The 14,647-nt window shown below is 59.1% G+C and carries 12 protein-coding genes; 2 read left to right on the top strand and 10 right to left on the bottom strand.

Annotation, left to right across the window (positions count from 1 at the left end; genetic code table 11):
* Nucleotides 1-129: 129 nt before the first annotated feature.
* A complete protein-coding gene (locus H6G07_RS01010; protein ID WP_073606830.1) occupies nucleotides 130-1,884 on the top strand; it encodes an Rqc2 family fibronectin-binding protein in 1,755 nt (584 codons plus the stop codon).
* 45 nt (nucleotides 1,885-1,929) lie between these two features.
* On the opposite strand, the gene H6G07_RS01005 is transcribed toward H6G07_RS01010, so the two are convergent.
* Together H6G07_RS01005 and H6G07_RS01000 are read right to left on the bottom strand one after the other, a co-directional pair.
* Nucleotides 1,930-3,114: a class I SAM-dependent methyltransferase gene (locus H6G07_RS01005; protein ID WP_073606831.1), complete on the bottom strand. Its 1,185-nt coding sequence runs from the start codon at nucleotides 3,112-3,114 to the stop codon at nucleotides 1,930-1,932.
* Nucleotides 3,115-3,117: 3 nt separating this feature from the next.
* The gene (locus tag H6G07_RS01000) at nucleotides 3,118-5,172 is read right to left on the bottom strand and encodes a thioredoxin domain-containing protein (protein WP_073606832.1); all 2,055 of its coding nucleotides are present in this window, start codon (nucleotides 5,170-5,172) and stop codon (nucleotides 3,118-3,120) included.
* 133 nt (nucleotides 5,173-5,305) lie between these two features.
* Between H6G07_RS01000 and nfi the strand changes: the two genes are divergently transcribed.
* Nucleotides 5,306-6,016 carry a deoxyribonuclease V gene (gene nfi, locus H6G07_RS00995; protein WP_073606833.1) on the top strand — a complete coding sequence of 237 codons (711 nt, stop codon included), beginning with the start codon at nucleotides 5,306-5,308 and terminating at the stop codon, nucleotides 6,014-6,016.
* Nucleotides 6,017-6,049: 33 nt separating this feature from the next.
* Here nfi and H6G07_RS00990 read toward each other — a convergent pair whose 3' ends face one another.
* The 8 genes from H6G07_RS00990 to H6G07_RS00955 form a co-directional block, all read right to left on the bottom strand.
* Nucleotides 6,050-6,436 carry a type II toxin-antitoxin system VapC family toxin gene (locus tag H6G07_RS00990; RefSeq protein WP_073606834.1) on the bottom strand — a complete coding sequence of 129 codons (387 nt, stop codon included), beginning with the start codon at nucleotides 6,434-6,436 and terminating at the stop codon, nucleotides 6,050-6,052.
* On the bottom strand, nucleotides 6,436-6,693 hold the full coding sequence (locus tag H6G07_RS00985) for a type II toxin-antitoxin system VapB family antitoxin (protein WP_199311833.1): 258 nt from the start codon (nucleotides 6,691-6,693) through the stop codon (nucleotides 6,436-6,438). Before H6G07_RS00985 ends, H6G07_RS00990 begins: the two co-directional genes overlap by 1 nt.
* Before the next feature lie 75 nt (nucleotides 6,694-6,768).
* On the bottom strand, nucleotides 6,769-7,698 hold the full coding sequence (locus tag H6G07_RS00980; RefSeq protein ID WP_073606836.1) for an Npun_R2821/Npun_R2822 family protein: 930 nt from the start codon (nucleotides 7,696-7,698) through the stop codon (nucleotides 6,769-6,771).
* Nucleotides 7,699-7,706: 8 nt separating this feature from the next.
* A complete protein-coding gene (locus H6G07_RS00975; RefSeq protein WP_073606837.1) occupies nucleotides 7,707-8,696 on the bottom strand; it encodes an Npun_R2821/Npun_R2822 family protein in 990 nt (329 codons plus the stop codon).
* A gap of 86 nt (nucleotides 8,697-8,782) precedes the next feature.
* Nucleotides 8,783-9,769, bottom strand: a complete 987-nt coding sequence (locus H6G07_RS00970) for a glycosyltransferase family 10 domain-containing protein (protein ID WP_073606838.1) — start codon at nucleotides 9,767-9,769, stop codon at nucleotides 8,783-8,785.
* Nucleotides 9,766-10,980: a glycosyltransferase family 4 protein gene (locus H6G07_RS00965; protein WP_073606839.1), complete on the bottom strand. Its 1,215-nt coding sequence runs from the start codon at nucleotides 10,978-10,980 to the stop codon at nucleotides 9,766-9,768. The genes H6G07_RS00970 and H6G07_RS00965 overlap by 4 nt, the downstream gene beginning before the upstream one ends.
* 43 nt (nucleotides 10,981-11,023) lie before the next feature.
* Entirely contained in the window at nucleotides 11,024-13,111 is a 2,088-nt protein-coding gene (locus H6G07_RS00960; protein ID WP_073606840.1) for an ABC transporter ATP-binding protein, read from the bottom strand.
* Nucleotides 13,112-13,166: 55 nt separating this feature from the next.
* Nucleotides 13,167-14,528 carry a glycosyltransferase gene (locus H6G07_RS00955; RefSeq protein WP_084172846.1) on the bottom strand — a complete coding sequence of 454 codons (1,362 nt, stop codon included), beginning with the start codon at nucleotides 14,526-14,528 and terminating at the stop codon, nucleotides 13,167-13,169.
* Nucleotides 14,529-14,647: the final 119 nt, after the last annotated feature.

Raw genomic sequence — 14,647 nt, 5'->3', positions numbered from 1 at the left:
TCCCTGGGCTACATCGCTCGACCTAAGGGCAGCCCAATCGGGACTTCTTAGCCCTTTTTTGGGTTTCCCTGGCTAACCTAGCCTTAGAGGGTGCCCTGCTTACCCTGTTTCAGCCTGGAGGATTGTGTTGTGCAGCCGGTTGACTTTACTACTCTGATGGCCCTGTGCCAGAGCCTTGAGGCTGACTGGGTGCCTGCCCGCTGCGAGACCGTGGTGCAGATTGACACGACCACCCTGGCGCTGGCGCTTAGAACCCTCGATCGCCGCAGTTGGCTGACGATTTCGTGGCACCCCCAGGCGGCGCGGCTGCATCTGGGTGATGCGCCGCCTAAGGGGCAGGATACGTTTACGTTTAGCCAGCAGTTGAAGCACCAGATTAGCCAGCTGGCACTGGTGGCGATCGCCCCTGTTGCCCCCTGGGAGCGCGCGATCGATTTGCAGTTTGGCCCTCGCCCTGGCGACCCACCCCAGTGGCACCTGTACGTTGAGATCATGGGCAAGTACAGCAATGTGATTTTGGCCAATGCTCAGAACCAGATTGTTACCGCTGCCCACCAGGTGAGCGATCAGCAGTCGCGGGTGCGGCCCATTCAAACCGGCGATGCCTACGTGCTGCCCCCGGCGATCATGAATACGCTGCCCAACCTGAAGGAATCCCAGAATACTTGGCAAGAGCGGGTGACGCTGGTGCCCACGACGCTCAAAAAAATGCTGATGCAAAGCTATGGGGGGCTAAGTTCGTCGCTGGTGCGATCGCTCCTCTCAGCCGCCCGCTTAACCCCCGACCAAGCTGCCGGAAGCCTCACTCAAAGCGACTGGGATCGCCTGTTTGAGGTGTGGCAGCGCTGGCTGGTCTGTCTTGAGAAGGGCGAGTTTTACCCTGGCTGGGCGGAGGGCGGCTACACCGTGCTCGACTGGGAAGGGGTGGCCCCGGTGGCAGATGTGCATACACTGCTAAATGAATACTATGGTCGTGAGATTGCCCTACAGCAGTTCGATCGCCTCAAAAACCAGATTCAGCAGCGGCTCAAGGGCGTGCTCGACAAGCTGCGGCTCAAAGCCAACACCTTTGGGCAGCGCCTCGACCAGTCGGCTCAGGCCGACCAATATCGCCAGCAGGCTGATCTGCTGATGACCTATAGCCACCAGTGGCAGCCTGGGATGACCCAGCTCACCGTGGAAGATTTTGACACCGGAGCGCCCGTCACCCTCACCATTGACCCCGACAAAACGGCGATTCAGCAGGCCCAGCGCCTCTACAAACAGCATCAAAAACTGAAGCGGGCGAAGGATGCGGTGGCCCCGCTGCTGGCCGAGGTGCAGGGCGAACTGGCCTACCTAGAGCAGGTAGAGGCGGCCCTGACTCAGCTCCCTACCTACGACGAACCGGCGGATCTGGAGGCGTTGATCGACATTCGCAACGAGCTGATTCAGCAGGGCTATATGACCTCGCCCGACTACCGCCCAACCGACCGCAGGGCCAATGATGAGGGCTTCCGTCGCCTCCAGACCCCCGATGGTTTGCCGGTGCTGGTGGGCCGCAACAACCGCCAAAACGATCTGTTGATCTCGACGGTGGCCACCGACTACGACCTCTGGTTCCACACCCAGGAAATTCCTGGTAGCCACGTGCTGCTGCGGCTGGGGGCGGGGGATGTGCCCAGCGATCGCGACCTGGCCTACGTTGCTGACTTAGCCGCCTACTTTAGCCGCGCCCGTCAGGCCGACCAGGTGCCGGTGATTTACACCCAGCCCCGCCATGTCTACAAACCCAAGGGAGCACGCCCTGGCATGGTGATCTACAAACAGGAAACGGTGATATGGGGCCAGCCCCGTCGGGTTGAGCAGCAGCAGGCTAAACCACTAGAGCCTGTAGAGGCTTAGGGAAACGTCGGCTTTAAGTGCAGGTTAAGTGAATGCGATCGCGCTCTACATCAACGGCGGCACCGTCAGCCCCTTCAGCGTCTTGGCCGCAGGTGTTAGCCCCTTGCCCTGCACCAGCACCACAAAATTTCCCAAGCCCATGGGGTTGATCAGCTGGTGAAGTTTGTCGCGCCGCTGAATAGCAAGATTGACGGTGGTGGGGTCGCTGGCCTGAATTTGGCCCAGAGCAGCGAGGCGATCGCCCAAGCCCAGCGCCATCAAAAATATGCCCTGCTGCGTTGCTCCCAGGGTTTCGAGGCCGCAGTGTTCTCCCTGGCGCTCCAGCGCGGTGAAGTTGACATGGGCGGTAATGTCTTGGTGGCCGAGGTGACTGTAGGGATTGTCGTGGTGGGCGTGCTGGTAGTAGCACTGGAGCGTGCCCTGGGAACGGGCGCGACTGTAGTAGCGGCTGGCGGGGTAGCCGTAGTCGACGGTGAGCACATAGCCCCGGTGCAGTTTGGCCGCAACCGTTTTCATCCAGTCGAGCGCGGCAAGGTGAACTTCGGTGCGATAGCCGGAGGCATACTGGGGGTCGGCCAAGTCGATGCCGACAAAGGCAAAGTAGTCGGCTAGACGCGGGGTTGATGGAGAATCCAAGACTTCTACTACAGAAGCGTCTGGGCCGTCGGATAGGGTGATGTAGACTTCTTGCAAGCCCGATTCTGTCATTACCACCTGATGCACAGGTAGGGCATCGACCAGTTCGTTAGTGAAAAAGCAGCCGGTGATGCTGTCGTCGGGAATCTCTTCTAGATTCAGCCAGGTGACTCGTTCGGCCCAGGGTGATAGGCGCTGCTCTTGGGCGGCTCGCAGTCGGTCAGACTTTTCAACAATTTGGTAACTTAAGGCAGCAAAGCAGTCGGGGAAATGGTTTTGTAATGCACCCAGCGCATCGGCGGCAATCAGCCCTTGACCAGCGCCCATTTCCACCAGTGAGAAGGGCTGAGGACGGCTCAGATGCTCCCACATTTCAGCGAATTGGGTAGCCAACAGTTCGCCAAAGTCGTGGCCCAGGTGGGCAGAGGTAACGAAGTCTCCCCCAAAGCCCAGGATGGCGTCTTTGGTGGTGTAGTAGCCGCCCTGGGGATGATAGAGGGCTAGCTCCATAAACTCGGCGAAGGAGAGGCGCTGGTGAGGCGACTGGCGAATGCGATCGCTCAGCACCCGATACAAATCTGAGTTGTGGGGCATAGATTAGCGGGGCCGGAGGGTTTGCAACTGCTGCCGTAGTTTATCCACAGAATCTGCCACCGCCAAACAAGTAGTGCCTCGGCACACCATACCCACCGCGTCAGCAGACAGATCATGGGAAACCGCAAAAACAGTCGTTGGCCAATAGTCTGCCGCCAGTTCAGGAATGATTTCTGCTACAGCTTTGACCACGGTGCCGTTGCGAAACCAGTTAAGGCCCGCCAGCAAGCTGGGGCAGGCGCGAGGAATTTGCTCTATCACGGTGCCAAAGGCTTGCAGGGTGCGATCGGCGCGGTCTAAATAGTCCAAATTGTCGGTGAGCAGAGATAGACGCACGAGGTTAGAAACGGCTACCCCATTCGCCGCCGGGGTCGCACTGTCTTGGTAGGGACGCTCCTGCACCAGCAAATCTTCGCCAGCGGCGGTGCTGAAATAGCCTCCCTGATCAGCGCTCCACAGTAAATGGTCGAACTCTTGCTGGGTTGAGATCGCCAGCGTCAGCCAGTCAGTGTCAGTAGCGGAGTCTGGAAGAGCCAAGTTGGCCTGATGCAGGTCGAGAAACGCCTTGATCAGCAGGGCATAGTCTTCTGATTGGGCCGGCACTTGGGGTGTGCCGTCATAGCCCAAGCGGTGCATCTGACTGCCAATCCACTGATGCTGGCGAATGTGCTCGGCGGCGGTTACAGCGGTGGCCAGATAGCTGGGGTTCTGCAACATCGTTGCCGCCCGTGCCAAGCCAGAAATCATCAGGCTGTTCCACGCCACGATCAGTTTGGTATCGGTCACGGGGGGAATGCGGCCTGGCCAGGTTTGGGTCTTAGCCGCCTGGTTGTCGATCGCCGGAGGAAAAATCTCTAGCTCGGCCGCCGGGGTGCCATAGCGCAGAGTAAAGAGCTGATCGAGGGCCGATTCGACCTCGCTGGAGAGGGGGCCAAGGTCAAATCTTTGCAGCACGATTTGTTCCTCAAAGTTGCCCTGGGGGGTCACCGCAAAGGCATTGGCCAACGCCTGTAAATGGTCGGCGGTCAATGCCGATTCTAGAATCTTGTAGGGCCAGGCATAGAATGCGCCTTCCTCTGGCTCGGCATCGTTGGGGGTGACAAAGCTGTCGGCATCCTGAGCGGCATAGAAATAACCGTCAGGGGCAGTCATTTCACGCAAGAGCCAGGTGTGGGTAAGGGCGATCGCCCGCTCAAAGGCTGGTTCTTGCTGCCCGCTGGCCCACAGGTCAGCCAGATACTCCACAATCATGCCGTTGTCGTAGAGCATCTTCTCAAAGTGCGGCACCGTCCAGCTTGGGTCGACGGTGTAGCGGTGAAAGCCGCCGCCTACGTGATCATAAATGCCGCCCAGAGCCATGTCTTGCCCCCGCTGAACGCAGATGTGGGCCACATCCAGATCCAGATCAAACCGCAGCCCACCCAGCACCGCTGCCGCGTAGGGAATCATTGGGAAGCAGGTGCCTTGGCCTGAGGGGAGCAGAATTTTGGCGTTCGTTGTTAACCCCGCATAGAGCACCTCTGCCGATGGAATTGTGGGGGATTCTGGCAACTGCGCTCCCTGGTGCAAATTGCCCATCACCGCCTCGGTGATTTCGGCCAGGCGCGATTTTTCGGTGTCGTAGAACTGGCGCAGGGCCGTGAGCACCTGCAAAAAACCAGGACGCCCATACTTCTGCTCCAGCGGAAAATAAGTGCCCCCATAGAATGGCACCCGCGTCTCGGGGTGCAGCATCACGTTTAGCGGCCAGCCCCCTTGCCCGGTGAGCATTTGCAGCGCCTGCATATAGATGCTGTCGATGTCGGGGCGCTCTTCGCGATCGACTTTGATGGGGATGAAGTTGGCGTTCATGTAGGCTGCGATCGCCCCATCCGAAAACGCCTCACCCTCCATCACCGTGCACCAGTGGCAGCTCGAATAGCCAATCGATAGAAAAATTGGCTTATCATCCTGCCTAGCTCGCTCCAGCGCCTCATCACACCAGGGCCACCAATCGATCGGGTTTTCAGCATGCTTGCGCAGATACAAACTGGGCGAATCTGCCAGACGATTAGTCATAAAGGTGAGGCAGTGAAGGGCATGATCACCCTAGCATGGCAGTAGTTAGAGGGTTTACGGTCTAGGGTTTGAGATTGAGGATAAGGGGACAAAGCGTTTACAGGCACTTATTTAGGATCGGCAAAGCACAGTAATGCAGATTCAGTTTCCAGAGAGCTGGCCGACGACACCTGCCGAGGCGATCGTCCTTCAGCGAACCCTCGCACCCCAGATTGTTCTCGAAGACCGCATCCCCAAACCCATTCGCTACGTTGCTGGGGTTGATGCCGGGTTTGAGGATGAGGGCGAAACTACCCGTGCCGCCGTGGTGGTGCTGTCGTTCCCCGATTTGACCCCGGTGGACGAGGTGCTGGTGCGGCAGCCTACCGTCTTTCCTTACGTGCCGGGACTGCTGTCGTTTCGAGAAGTGCCTGCGGTGCTGGCGGCGCTAGCCCAGCTCAAAACCGAGCCGGATGTGATTCTCTGCGATGGCCAGGGGATAGCGCATCCCCGGCGCTTGGGAATTGCGTCGCATTTGGGATTGTTGTGCGATCGCCCTACCGTTGGCGTCGCCAAGTCGCGCTTGGTCGGCACCCACATTGAGGTACCGCCCGACAAAGGCACCTGGGTACCGCTGATAGATCGGGGCGATCGCATTGGAGCCGTGCTGCGTAACCGCGCCAATACCAAACCGCTGTACATTTCCCCCGGCCACTACACAACGCTAGAAACCGCCATCGATCTGGTGTTGCGATGCAGCACGAAATACCGCCTGCCCGAAACCACCCGCTACGCCGATCGCCTAGCGTCTTCCGGCACGGCGCGATCGGCGTTAGGAGAAGCGCAGCAGGGCCGATTGTTTTAGGTCAAATAGGATAAGGCGGTATACAAATGGCTGTTAGGCCTGAGTAATATCCGTTTGAGAAAAGTCGTTCCCCTTAAACAGCAGAGGTTCATCTCTAGACTTGGCCAGAGCATAGGCAAAGCAATCGCCAAAGTTGAGGCCAGCGGGATGTCGTCCTTTGCCGTAGGTACGCCAGGCCGTTGCAGCCAAATCAGCTTGCAGACGATCAAATGCCACTACGGTTAGTTCTGCTTCGTAGACAAACAGTTCTAGCTCAGCGCGGCCCAAAGCCTGCTTGCGAGATTCAATCACCAAACTGCATTCCACCAAATTAGGGGCTGAGATGAGGCGAGTTGTAGCGTTAGCAATCTTCTGGTTAAAGGTTTCCCGCTCAGCTTCGGCAAAAAGAATAGCTACGATCGCTGAAGTATCGATCACCATTAGCTGGGTAGCCCGTGCTCGTCGTAGCCCAAAATTTCGTCTGCGCTGCGGTTGTCGTAATCGGGCAGGGCAGCACAGCGTAGCGCAATTTCATTGAGGCGATCAGCTAAGGGGCGCGGCTGCGGAGCGGTTTTGCTGGCCTTAAGTTTAGCCAAAGTCTGTTGAAGCGCCATTTTGACTGCATCGGTTAGACTTTGGCCGGTTAGTTCTGCCAGCTCTTGCGCCATCTGGTTGGCTTGGGGATCTTGGATGTTCATGCTCACGAAAGCCCCAATAAATTGATAGCGCTATTTTACTCTTCTCAATGGTGCAGCATCCAGATGGCCAGATGGCTACCGCCCCAAACGGCTCAGCAGCTTTCCTGCTTTACGCCTAAGGGTTTTTATTCGAGATGGGGCGACAGTGGGCACTTCTGCTGGGCGGCTGTCGGGGTCGCGCAGATAGCGGTAGTGAGCCCAAATATCCCAGTAGGGGCAGCCGGGTTGAATGCGGTAGCCAGCCCAGTGCAGATAGTCGAGGGGTTTGTTCACGTTGGGATCACGCAGCGTCATGCCCTCTTGAACAAAGTGGGGGCTGCCCGCCCAGTTGCCGGGGCCGCCGCCGGGCTGGCGCACTAGGTTAAACCGCCGCGCCACCCGCTTGAGAATCAGGTAGTTGATGATCGGCTGATCAGAGGTTTTTTCGGAGAAGTCGAAATAGTCGGGGTGGGCGGCACATTCGGCAAAGGTGTCGTACAGGTCTTGCTCGCTGACCAGCCCCTTCTTAGAACCCCAGAAGCCGCAGTTAAACATATCCTCTAGCTCGGCGGGGGTAAAAACACCCTGCTCAACAATAGCGGGGGCAAACACGTTGCGAATGCCGCCCCGGTGCTGGTAGTCGTAGCTGATGAAGTCGTGGTCGTCGAGGGCGTCGAGAACTTTGGCGATCGCGCTAAACACCACCACATCGGTATCGATGTAGAGGAAGCGATCGAAGGGGCCAAACCAGCAGGCCTGCTTGCGAAACTGGTTGGGGCGGGCAAAGAACCCCTCGCCAAAAATGCCGTGCAGATTTTCTGACAACCGCTGAATGAACGCCAGATCGGGGTAGACCTCAACCCCGTAGTCGCGGCCTAGCACCTCGGCCACCTGGTGGTAGTCGTCGTTGTAGGGAATCAGCATCACCGGGATGCTGGGGTCGTGGGCGCGAATGCTGTTGAGGCAGGCGATCGCGTGGTCGAGCACCTTGTCGTTGGCTGTAATGTAAATGCCGCGCGTGGTCATAGCAATCCTTAAGGGAGCAACTGGGCCAGGGGTTTTAGGTACCGTCGCCAGCCTTGGGGCTTGGCTGTCACTAGTTTGCCCGCCAGCGTTGGGCGATTCTCAGAATCGTGCAGATAGCGGTAGTGCAAGAACACATCGCGATAGGGCAGGTTAACGTTCTCACCGTTGCACAGTCGGGCAAATAGCTGTGATGACAGGCCGATGTAGTGCAGATACAGCAGCGGCACGCCCTTGTCATAGACGCGGTGATTCTCAATGGTGAAGTGGCTGGAGGTGACAGAATTGCCGGTGCGTTCCTCTGCTGGCAGGGTCAGCGCCAGGTTGCAGGAATTGACGCCGCAGCGCATCACCAGGTAGTTGAGAATGGTCTGATCGGGAGCCATAGGGTATAACACCGCTGCTTCCCCAGCCGTCAGCCAATCCAGAATGTTTTGACCCTGATTAGGATCAAACAGTCCTCGGCGACTGGCGTAGAACCCGGAGCAAAACGCCTGCCGCTGCACCTGCTCCGCCGAGAACAGCTTTTCCATCCACGGCAAATCTACGTCGTACACGTGGCTGAGGTCTTTGTGCTGAAAGTCGTAGGTGACCCAGTCGTATTCATCCAACGCGTTGAATACTGGGGCTGGATCGCTGAGCAGCAGCGTATCGGCATCCATATAAATGAAGCGATCGAAGGGGCCGTCAAAGGCGCAGAATCGGCGGTGGGTGCCCATGCGGTGGACGCCTGCGCTACCGATCGCATCCCACTGTTGCCGAGCGGTGGGATGGGTGGCCCAGATTTTCTCCACCCAGGCATCCCATCGCTGGATGGAATCGGTGTCGTCGTAGAGGGTGAGGTGGGGGCGATCGCGCACCAGTTCCCGCAGCCGATCCACCCGATCGTCGTAGGGGTAAATGCAGACGGGCATTCCGGGGGCGAAGATTTCGATGCTGTTGATTAAAGCGACGATTTGGTCATAGACGCGATCGTTGCCGAGGGTACAAATGCCGTCCATTCAAGTTACCTCAATGGTGGGCACTGCCCACCCTACTTTCTTTGCCCCAACCTACAATTCAAAATTCAAAACTCTTCCTCACTCCCCTATCCCCCACTCCCTACCCACTCCGACAGCCAGTTCATCAAGTTCAGCTTGTGGAGAATCACCTGGCGGGCTTCGGCGATCGCATCCCTCGCCTCTAGCCAAGCATCGGGGCTGGCCGTCACCTCGCGGATGTACTCGATGCCTTTTTCATCCAGGCTGGGCAGGCGCAAAAAACTGCCGGGGGGCAGCAGTTTATCCGCTGCGCCGCCGCCGTAGTAGATGGGTAGACACCAGGAGAGCAGCGCATCCCAGAGCTTTTCGCTGGCGTACCAGTCGTTGTCAGCAAAGTTTTCGACCGCCAGATTGTAGGTGTAGGGAGCCATGCCCGACCACTTGTTGCTAAGTTCTCCCGCCGTACGGGTGCCGGGGGGCAGGCCGCGTCCGTAAACCTCGACCGGCACGCCGCTCTCCTGAAGCTGCTGCAAAAAGGCGAGGCGCTGGCGGTGGCTCTCGGTGCGGTTGATGCCCGAGGTAATCCAGCTACAGGGGCTGTGCTTTTCGGGGGGCTGTGCTTCATTTAGCTCGCGGAAGGAGACATTCACATACCAAATAGCGGGCATGTAGGCAGGAGTTGGGGCCAAGTCGTCGGGGCCAGAGACATAGCCGCAGTAGTCGCAGGCGTAGGCGTAGTTGAGCAGGTTTTGCGATCGCACCTCCGGCAACGGCGGCTCGCGCAGCAAAAAAGCAGTGCGTTCCTTCGGCACCTGGTTAAACTGCGGCGGTAGCTGACTAAGGCCACTTACAGGAGCGGCAGACTTGGCAAAGGGCAAGGCGCTGAGCAACCGCTGCGATCTGGACTGGGGTTTGGGAGCCAGTCGCTCGTGAAAGTTGAACTGATACAGCAGCAGATAGTCTAGATTTGGGTGCTGCGATTGTAGCTGCATGTTGCCCCACACCCCAAAGGGTTCGGGCGTCTGCTTCCATAGCCAGTCGCACTGAGTAAGGCCGCCGTAGCTCGATAGCATACCGATGATGGGGCGGGTCATGGGTTTTCTCCCGACAGTTGGGGGTGGTATCGGGCTTCTACATGGGACAAAATTTTCTCAATGCGGGCTTCCCAAGAATAGGGTTGAAGGGCAGCTATGTTCGGAGCGAAACCCTCAGCCGGGCGGAGATAATCGGCGAGCATCTGCCTCAGGCTATGCGCAAACGCTAAGGGCTGGTTGGGGTCGCACCAGGCGGCAATCTGGTCGGTCAGAGGCCAGTTTTCCAGCGATGGAATGCGGGTGGCCACGACCGGAGTACCCGAGGCCAAATAGTCAAACAGTTTGAGGGGTGAGGTAAAGGTGGCAGCCTGGCCGAGCTGGTGAGGATGGGCCAGAGCATCGGCGGCTTGCAGCAGGTGGGCCAGGTCTTGCTGGCCTAAAAATCCCAGCACGTCCACATTCATTAGATCTAGGTTGGCGATGCGATCGCGGTAGTGCTGCTGCTGCTCAGCGGGGCCACCGGCCAGGGCAAACTTCACCTGGGGAAACTGGGGGGCGATTTCTAGCAGTAAATCGACGCCTTTGAATTCGTGCAGCGCTCCGGCGTAGACGACGAGCTGAGTGAAGGGCGGGGTGAGGAGGCGATCGCGCCACCCCTGCGCCGCCGCTGGATGCCGCGCCAAAAACTGCGAGTTAAATCCGTTAGGTACCGTAACCACCTTTTTCTCGGGCACACCGTTGCGAATAATGCTCTCCTTCACCGTGTCGATGACGGTGACTACCACCTGCAAGAGGGGATGGGTTGCCATCTCAGGCTCGAAGAGTTTTTCGAGGTGATGGTGGCACTCAAACACTACGGGCACCCCGTACTTCAGGGCGGCCTTAGCAAAGTTCCAGTCGCGGGTGTGGACGAGGGCGGTGCGGGCGGCCAGGTGCCGAGGCCAGTAGTATTTGCAGGCGACGGTGCTGGCGTTGGTGAGCTTGTGCTTGACCCGGTCGATGGGCCAGGGCATGGCTAAGGGAAGCAGTCCTAGCGAATTTAGCGCCCCAGTTTGAAGGTTGAAAAATCGGGCGAATGCGTCATCCACCGGCTGGGACTGCGGGTTGACCCAGCGCCAGGGTTGCCAGGCCGTTGCGCTGCGATCGACAAAGGCGAGCTGGGTGGAGTAGCCCAGGTTGGCGGCGGCGTTGGCGCACTGCACGGTTTGAATCAGGTGGGCCGCTGGCTGGGGTAGCGTGTCGCGGATGAAAAAGAGGTAGGGGCGGAGCATGGAGTAAGGGAGTGGGGGAGTAGGGGAGTAAGGGAGTGGGGGCTTAATTTTGAATTTTGAATTTTGAATTTGATAGGGCGTTAGGGATAGCTAACAGCGATGGGGCTCGGGGTGGTTGGTCGGCGACGGCGGACTGTTTCTCGACGGCTTCGAGGGTGGGAAGGAGGTTGAGGGCGGCGCGGTAGGCTTCTTGAATCAGTTCTTCGGTTTCGGGGCCGTCTTCGACCAGGCCGTCGGCGAGTAGCTGGAGGGAGCCGAGAACGACGTTAAGGCCCGATCGCAGGTCGTAGGAGGCGGTGCCGGTGATGGTAGGGGGGATGGGGCAGGAGCCGGTTTCTTGGGCGAATTGCACGGTATAGAGGTAGGTGTAGCGGCCCTGGTGTTGCAGCAGTTCTTCGTGGGTGCCGAGTTCGACCACGCGGCCCTGGTCAAGCACGGCGATTTGGTGGGCTTTGCGAATGGTGGAGAGGCGGTGGGCAATCACCAGGGTGGTGCGATCGCGGCTCAGATCCTCCAGCGCTGCCTGCACTAGCTGCTCTGAAACGGTATCAAGGGCGCTTGTAGCTTCGTCGAGAATGAGAATGGGCGGGTTTTGCAGTAGGGCGCGGGCAATGGCGATGCGCTGCCGCTGACCCCCCGAGAGCATGACGCCGCGATCGCCCACGACGGTGTCAAAACCCTGGGGCAACTGGCTGATAAATTCGTAGGCGTTGGCCCGCTGGGCCGCCTGCACCACCTCAGCGTCGGTGGCTGCGGGCTGGGCGTAGGCGATGTTGTCGCGCACAGTGGCGTTAAACAAAAATGTGTCTTGGCTAACAATGCCCATGGCTCGGCGCAGGCTGCCCAGGTCAAACTCGCGCAGATCGACCCCATCGATGGCGATGCGGCCCGCTACCGGGTCGTAAAAGCGGGGCAGCAGATCGGCCAGGGTAGACTTGCCTGCGCCCGAGGCCCCCACCAGGGCCAGGGTGGTGCCCTTGGGCAGCGAGAGAGTGATCTCGTGCAGCGACCAGTCTTTCGCGGTGGGATATTTAAAGGCAATGCCTTCGAAGGTAATGCCCTGGCTAAGGGTGGTGAGGGGGCGGCTGCCCTGGGCCATGAAGGGTTTATTGTCGCAGCGCAAAAAGTCATAGACCAGGTCAACACTGGCGGCGCTGTTGGCCAACTGGCTGCGGGCCGAGTTGAGCTGCCCCACAAACTGAACCACCCGCGACAGCACAAACAAAAAGGTCAGCAGCAGGGTGGCTGAGGCCGCCGAGCCGCTGCCCAACCAAAACTGGCTGATTAAAATAATCGCCACCAGGGCCAAAATGCTGAGAATTTCGTTCAGCGGGCCAATGATGGCGGCGTTCATCTGCGATCGCAGGGCTGCCTGTTCGCGCCGCTCGATCAGGGCTTCTACTTGGGCAAACTCGGCGGCCTCGTTGGCGGTGGCTTTCACCAGGCGCATGCCGTTGAGCATTTCTAAGGTGCGTACCGAATAGTCTTTAGAGGCCTCCGCCAGGGTCTTGCCATACTCGCGGGCACGGGCAATCACGTAGCGGTTAAGCAGCAGCACCCCAGCCATCAGCACCACCGCCGCCAGGGTCAGCGACCCTGAGATCGACAGCAACACCACCCCAAAAAACAAAATATTCAGAGATGCCCGCAGCAGGTTGATCACCGCGTTGATCGAGGTTACCGCCCGGCCAATTTGGTCATTAAGCCGCTGAATGATATCCCCGGTGCGCATGGTGTTGTGGTAGTCGATATCGACCCTGAGCAGCAGGTCGAGCCCGTCTCGACGCAAGTCGCAGGTGAGGCGGCGGCTGAGCCCCTCGCTGGTGACGCTGCTCAGGTAGTTAGCCAGGTTTTTGAGCAAAATGGTCAGCACAATAAAGCTCAGCATGAGCACCGCTCGCCCCGGCCCAGGGATGCCCAAAATGGGTTCCAGCAGTCGCTCTAGCAGGGGGGGAAGGGCGATCGCCTCAGCACTACTGGCCCCGGTGCCTAACAGCTCAAATACCGCTGGCACAATCAGTGTCGTGCCCACCCCGTTAAACACCGCCCCCGAAAAGCCCAGCCCAATGGCGGCCAGAATGCGCCAGGGGTAGCGTTTTGCGTAGTTGAAGAGCAGCTTTTGGGCGGACATGGGGAGTGGGTGTGTAGGGAGTAATGGGTAGGGGGTGTGTGGGGTGGGTTGGCGGTCAGGGTGGGTTGGTATGCCCCAGAATATTGCTCTGCCGATGCACCTTGGCGACAATGGTCTGCTGAATGGCCTGGTGCAGGCCTGCGCCCATAGCGGCCATGCTGTAGTGGGTGAGGGTGCGATCGCGCGCCCGCTTCCCCAGCTCAAGGGCCTGGTCATAGTTGGCAAAAATCGCCGTGATCTGCGCGGCTAGCTGCGCCGGTTGATCCGCATCCACCAAATAGCCGCAGTCGTTGAGAATGGCGGGGATATCGCCCACCCGCGTCGCCAAAATCGGCTTGGCCATCGCCATGCCATCCGTCAGCTTCAGCGGAAACTGGGCCTGGGCGGCGGGGGTTTGGCGCTGGGGCACCACCACCACATGGGCGGCGGCAATAACCTTGGGCATGTCGGCGTAGGGCTGCTTGCCCAGGTGAATAATATGCTGGGGCCAGCGATCGACTAGGGTGCGATCGTAGTCGTCGTAGGGGCTACCGCCGACGAGCACCAGCTTGAGGTCGGGCTGGTTGAGCCGATCCATTGCGGCCAAAATATCCTCCACGCCTTTGTAGGGGCGGGGTGCGCCAGGGAACATCAGCACCCGATAGTCGCTGAGACCGTAGGCGGTACGGCTGGCTGCCGCATCGTAGCGATCGGGGTTAAACAGCTCAATATCTTTGCCGTTAGGGATCATCACCCCGCCAAAGCGCCGCTGCAAAAAGTCATTGTGGGTGGTGACTAGATCCGCGCTAGCCACCAGTCGTTCTATCCACTGTAAATAGAGCGGGTGATCGGGGTTGCGAAGCGCCCCGTCAGATTTCAGCAGATCTCGCGCTAGCTGTCGGGGCTGGGGACGGTAGCGGTAGACGTCGCCCCCGTGCCAGCTCAGTTCCCAGTCGTCAATGTCGAGGAGAACTGGGCAACGGTGCCGCGATCGCGAGAACTGGCGATGCAACAGAGCCAGGCCAAAGCTGCTGGGCTTGGGCTTGTAGGCATAGAGGATGTCACCGCTGAGGTGGCGAAAAAGCCTGCCCACGTCCCCCGGCCCAGGGGTCGGCGTCTTCAGAAAAATAGTGTGGACGGGAATGGCGATCGCGGGCAGTACCCGATCTGCCCCGCCTACTAGCGACATTCCAGAAACGGGAGCTGCCTCGGCATGGGTCGCCCTTCCGGCATCGTTCTCCGCCGAAAATCCTACAATCTCTACCGGGTAGCCCATGCTTTGCAGCGCCTGCCCCAGCAAAAATGGCCGCACTGCGCCGCCCCAGCGCCCAGCGCCTCGACTCGATAAATCACTGACTAAAATCGAAATCCTAGGTCGTGTCCCCAAACCATGAATAGGGGACTCAGCAGCGCTGAACTGGGAGCGGTGGTCGAGCATGGGTCTCAGGAGCCAAACGGGGGCCAGCGGCTAGGGGAGATCTACCTAGAACGGAAACGCACCCCTATAGCTTGCCCACCTTCAGCGCTGACCTTAAGGTAGGGGCTGCAACCCGCCCC

The sequence above is a fragment of the Phormidium tenue FACHB-1052 genome, assembly GCF_014696675.1.
Lineage (GTDB): Bacteria > Cyanobacteriota > Cyanobacteriia > Phormidesmidales > Phormidesmidaceae > Nodosilinea > Nodosilinea tenuis_A.
The sequence above is the reverse complement of the archived record's forward strand: the minus strand, read 5'-3'. Positions and strand labels throughout refer to the sequence as shown.

Bases quoted from the DNA above. Each gene is read 5' to 3' on its own strand.
- H6G07_RS00985 (WP_199311833.1), bottom strand. From the start codon at position 6,693: ATGAACATCCAAGATCCCCAAGCCAACCAGATGGCGCAAGAGCTGGCA.
- H6G07_RS01005 (WP_073606831.1), bottom strand. From the start codon at position 3,114: ATGCCCCACAACTCAGATTTGTATCGGGTGCTGAGCGATCGCATTCGC.
- H6G07_RS00960 (WP_073606840.1), bottom strand. From the start codon at position 13,111: ATGTCCGCCCAAAAGCTGCTCTTCAACTACGCAAAACGCTACCCCTGG.
- nfi (WP_073606833.1), top strand. From the start codon at position 5,306: ATGCAGATTCAGTTTCCAGAGAGCTGGCCGACGACACCTGCCGAGGCG.
- H6G07_RS00975 (WP_073606837.1), bottom strand. From the start codon at position 8,696: ATGGACGGCATTTGTACCCTCGGCAACGATCGCGTCTATGACCAAATC.
- H6G07_RS00990 (WP_073606834.1), bottom strand. From the start codon at position 6,436: ATGGTGATCGATACTTCAGCGATCGTAGCTATTCTTTTTGCCGAAGCT.
- H6G07_RS00970 (WP_073606838.1), bottom strand. From the start codon at position 9,769: ATGACCCGCCCCATCATCGGTATGCTATCGAGCTACGGCGGCCTTACT.
- H6G07_RS00955 (WP_084172846.1), bottom strand. From the start codon at position 14,528: ATGCTCGACCACCGCTCCCAGTTCAGCGCTGCTGAGTCCCCTATTCAT.
- H6G07_RS00980 (WP_073606836.1), bottom strand. From the start codon at position 7,698: ATGACCACGCGCGGCATTTACATTACAGCCAACGACAAGGTGCTCGAC.
- H6G07_RS01000 (WP_073606832.1), bottom strand. From the start codon at position 5,172: ATGACTAATCGTCTGGCAGATTCGCCCAGTTTGTATCTGCGCAAGCAT.
- H6G07_RS00965 (WP_073606839.1), bottom strand. From the start codon at position 10,980: ATGCTCCGCCCCTACCTCTTTTTCATCCGCGACACGCTACCCCAGCCA.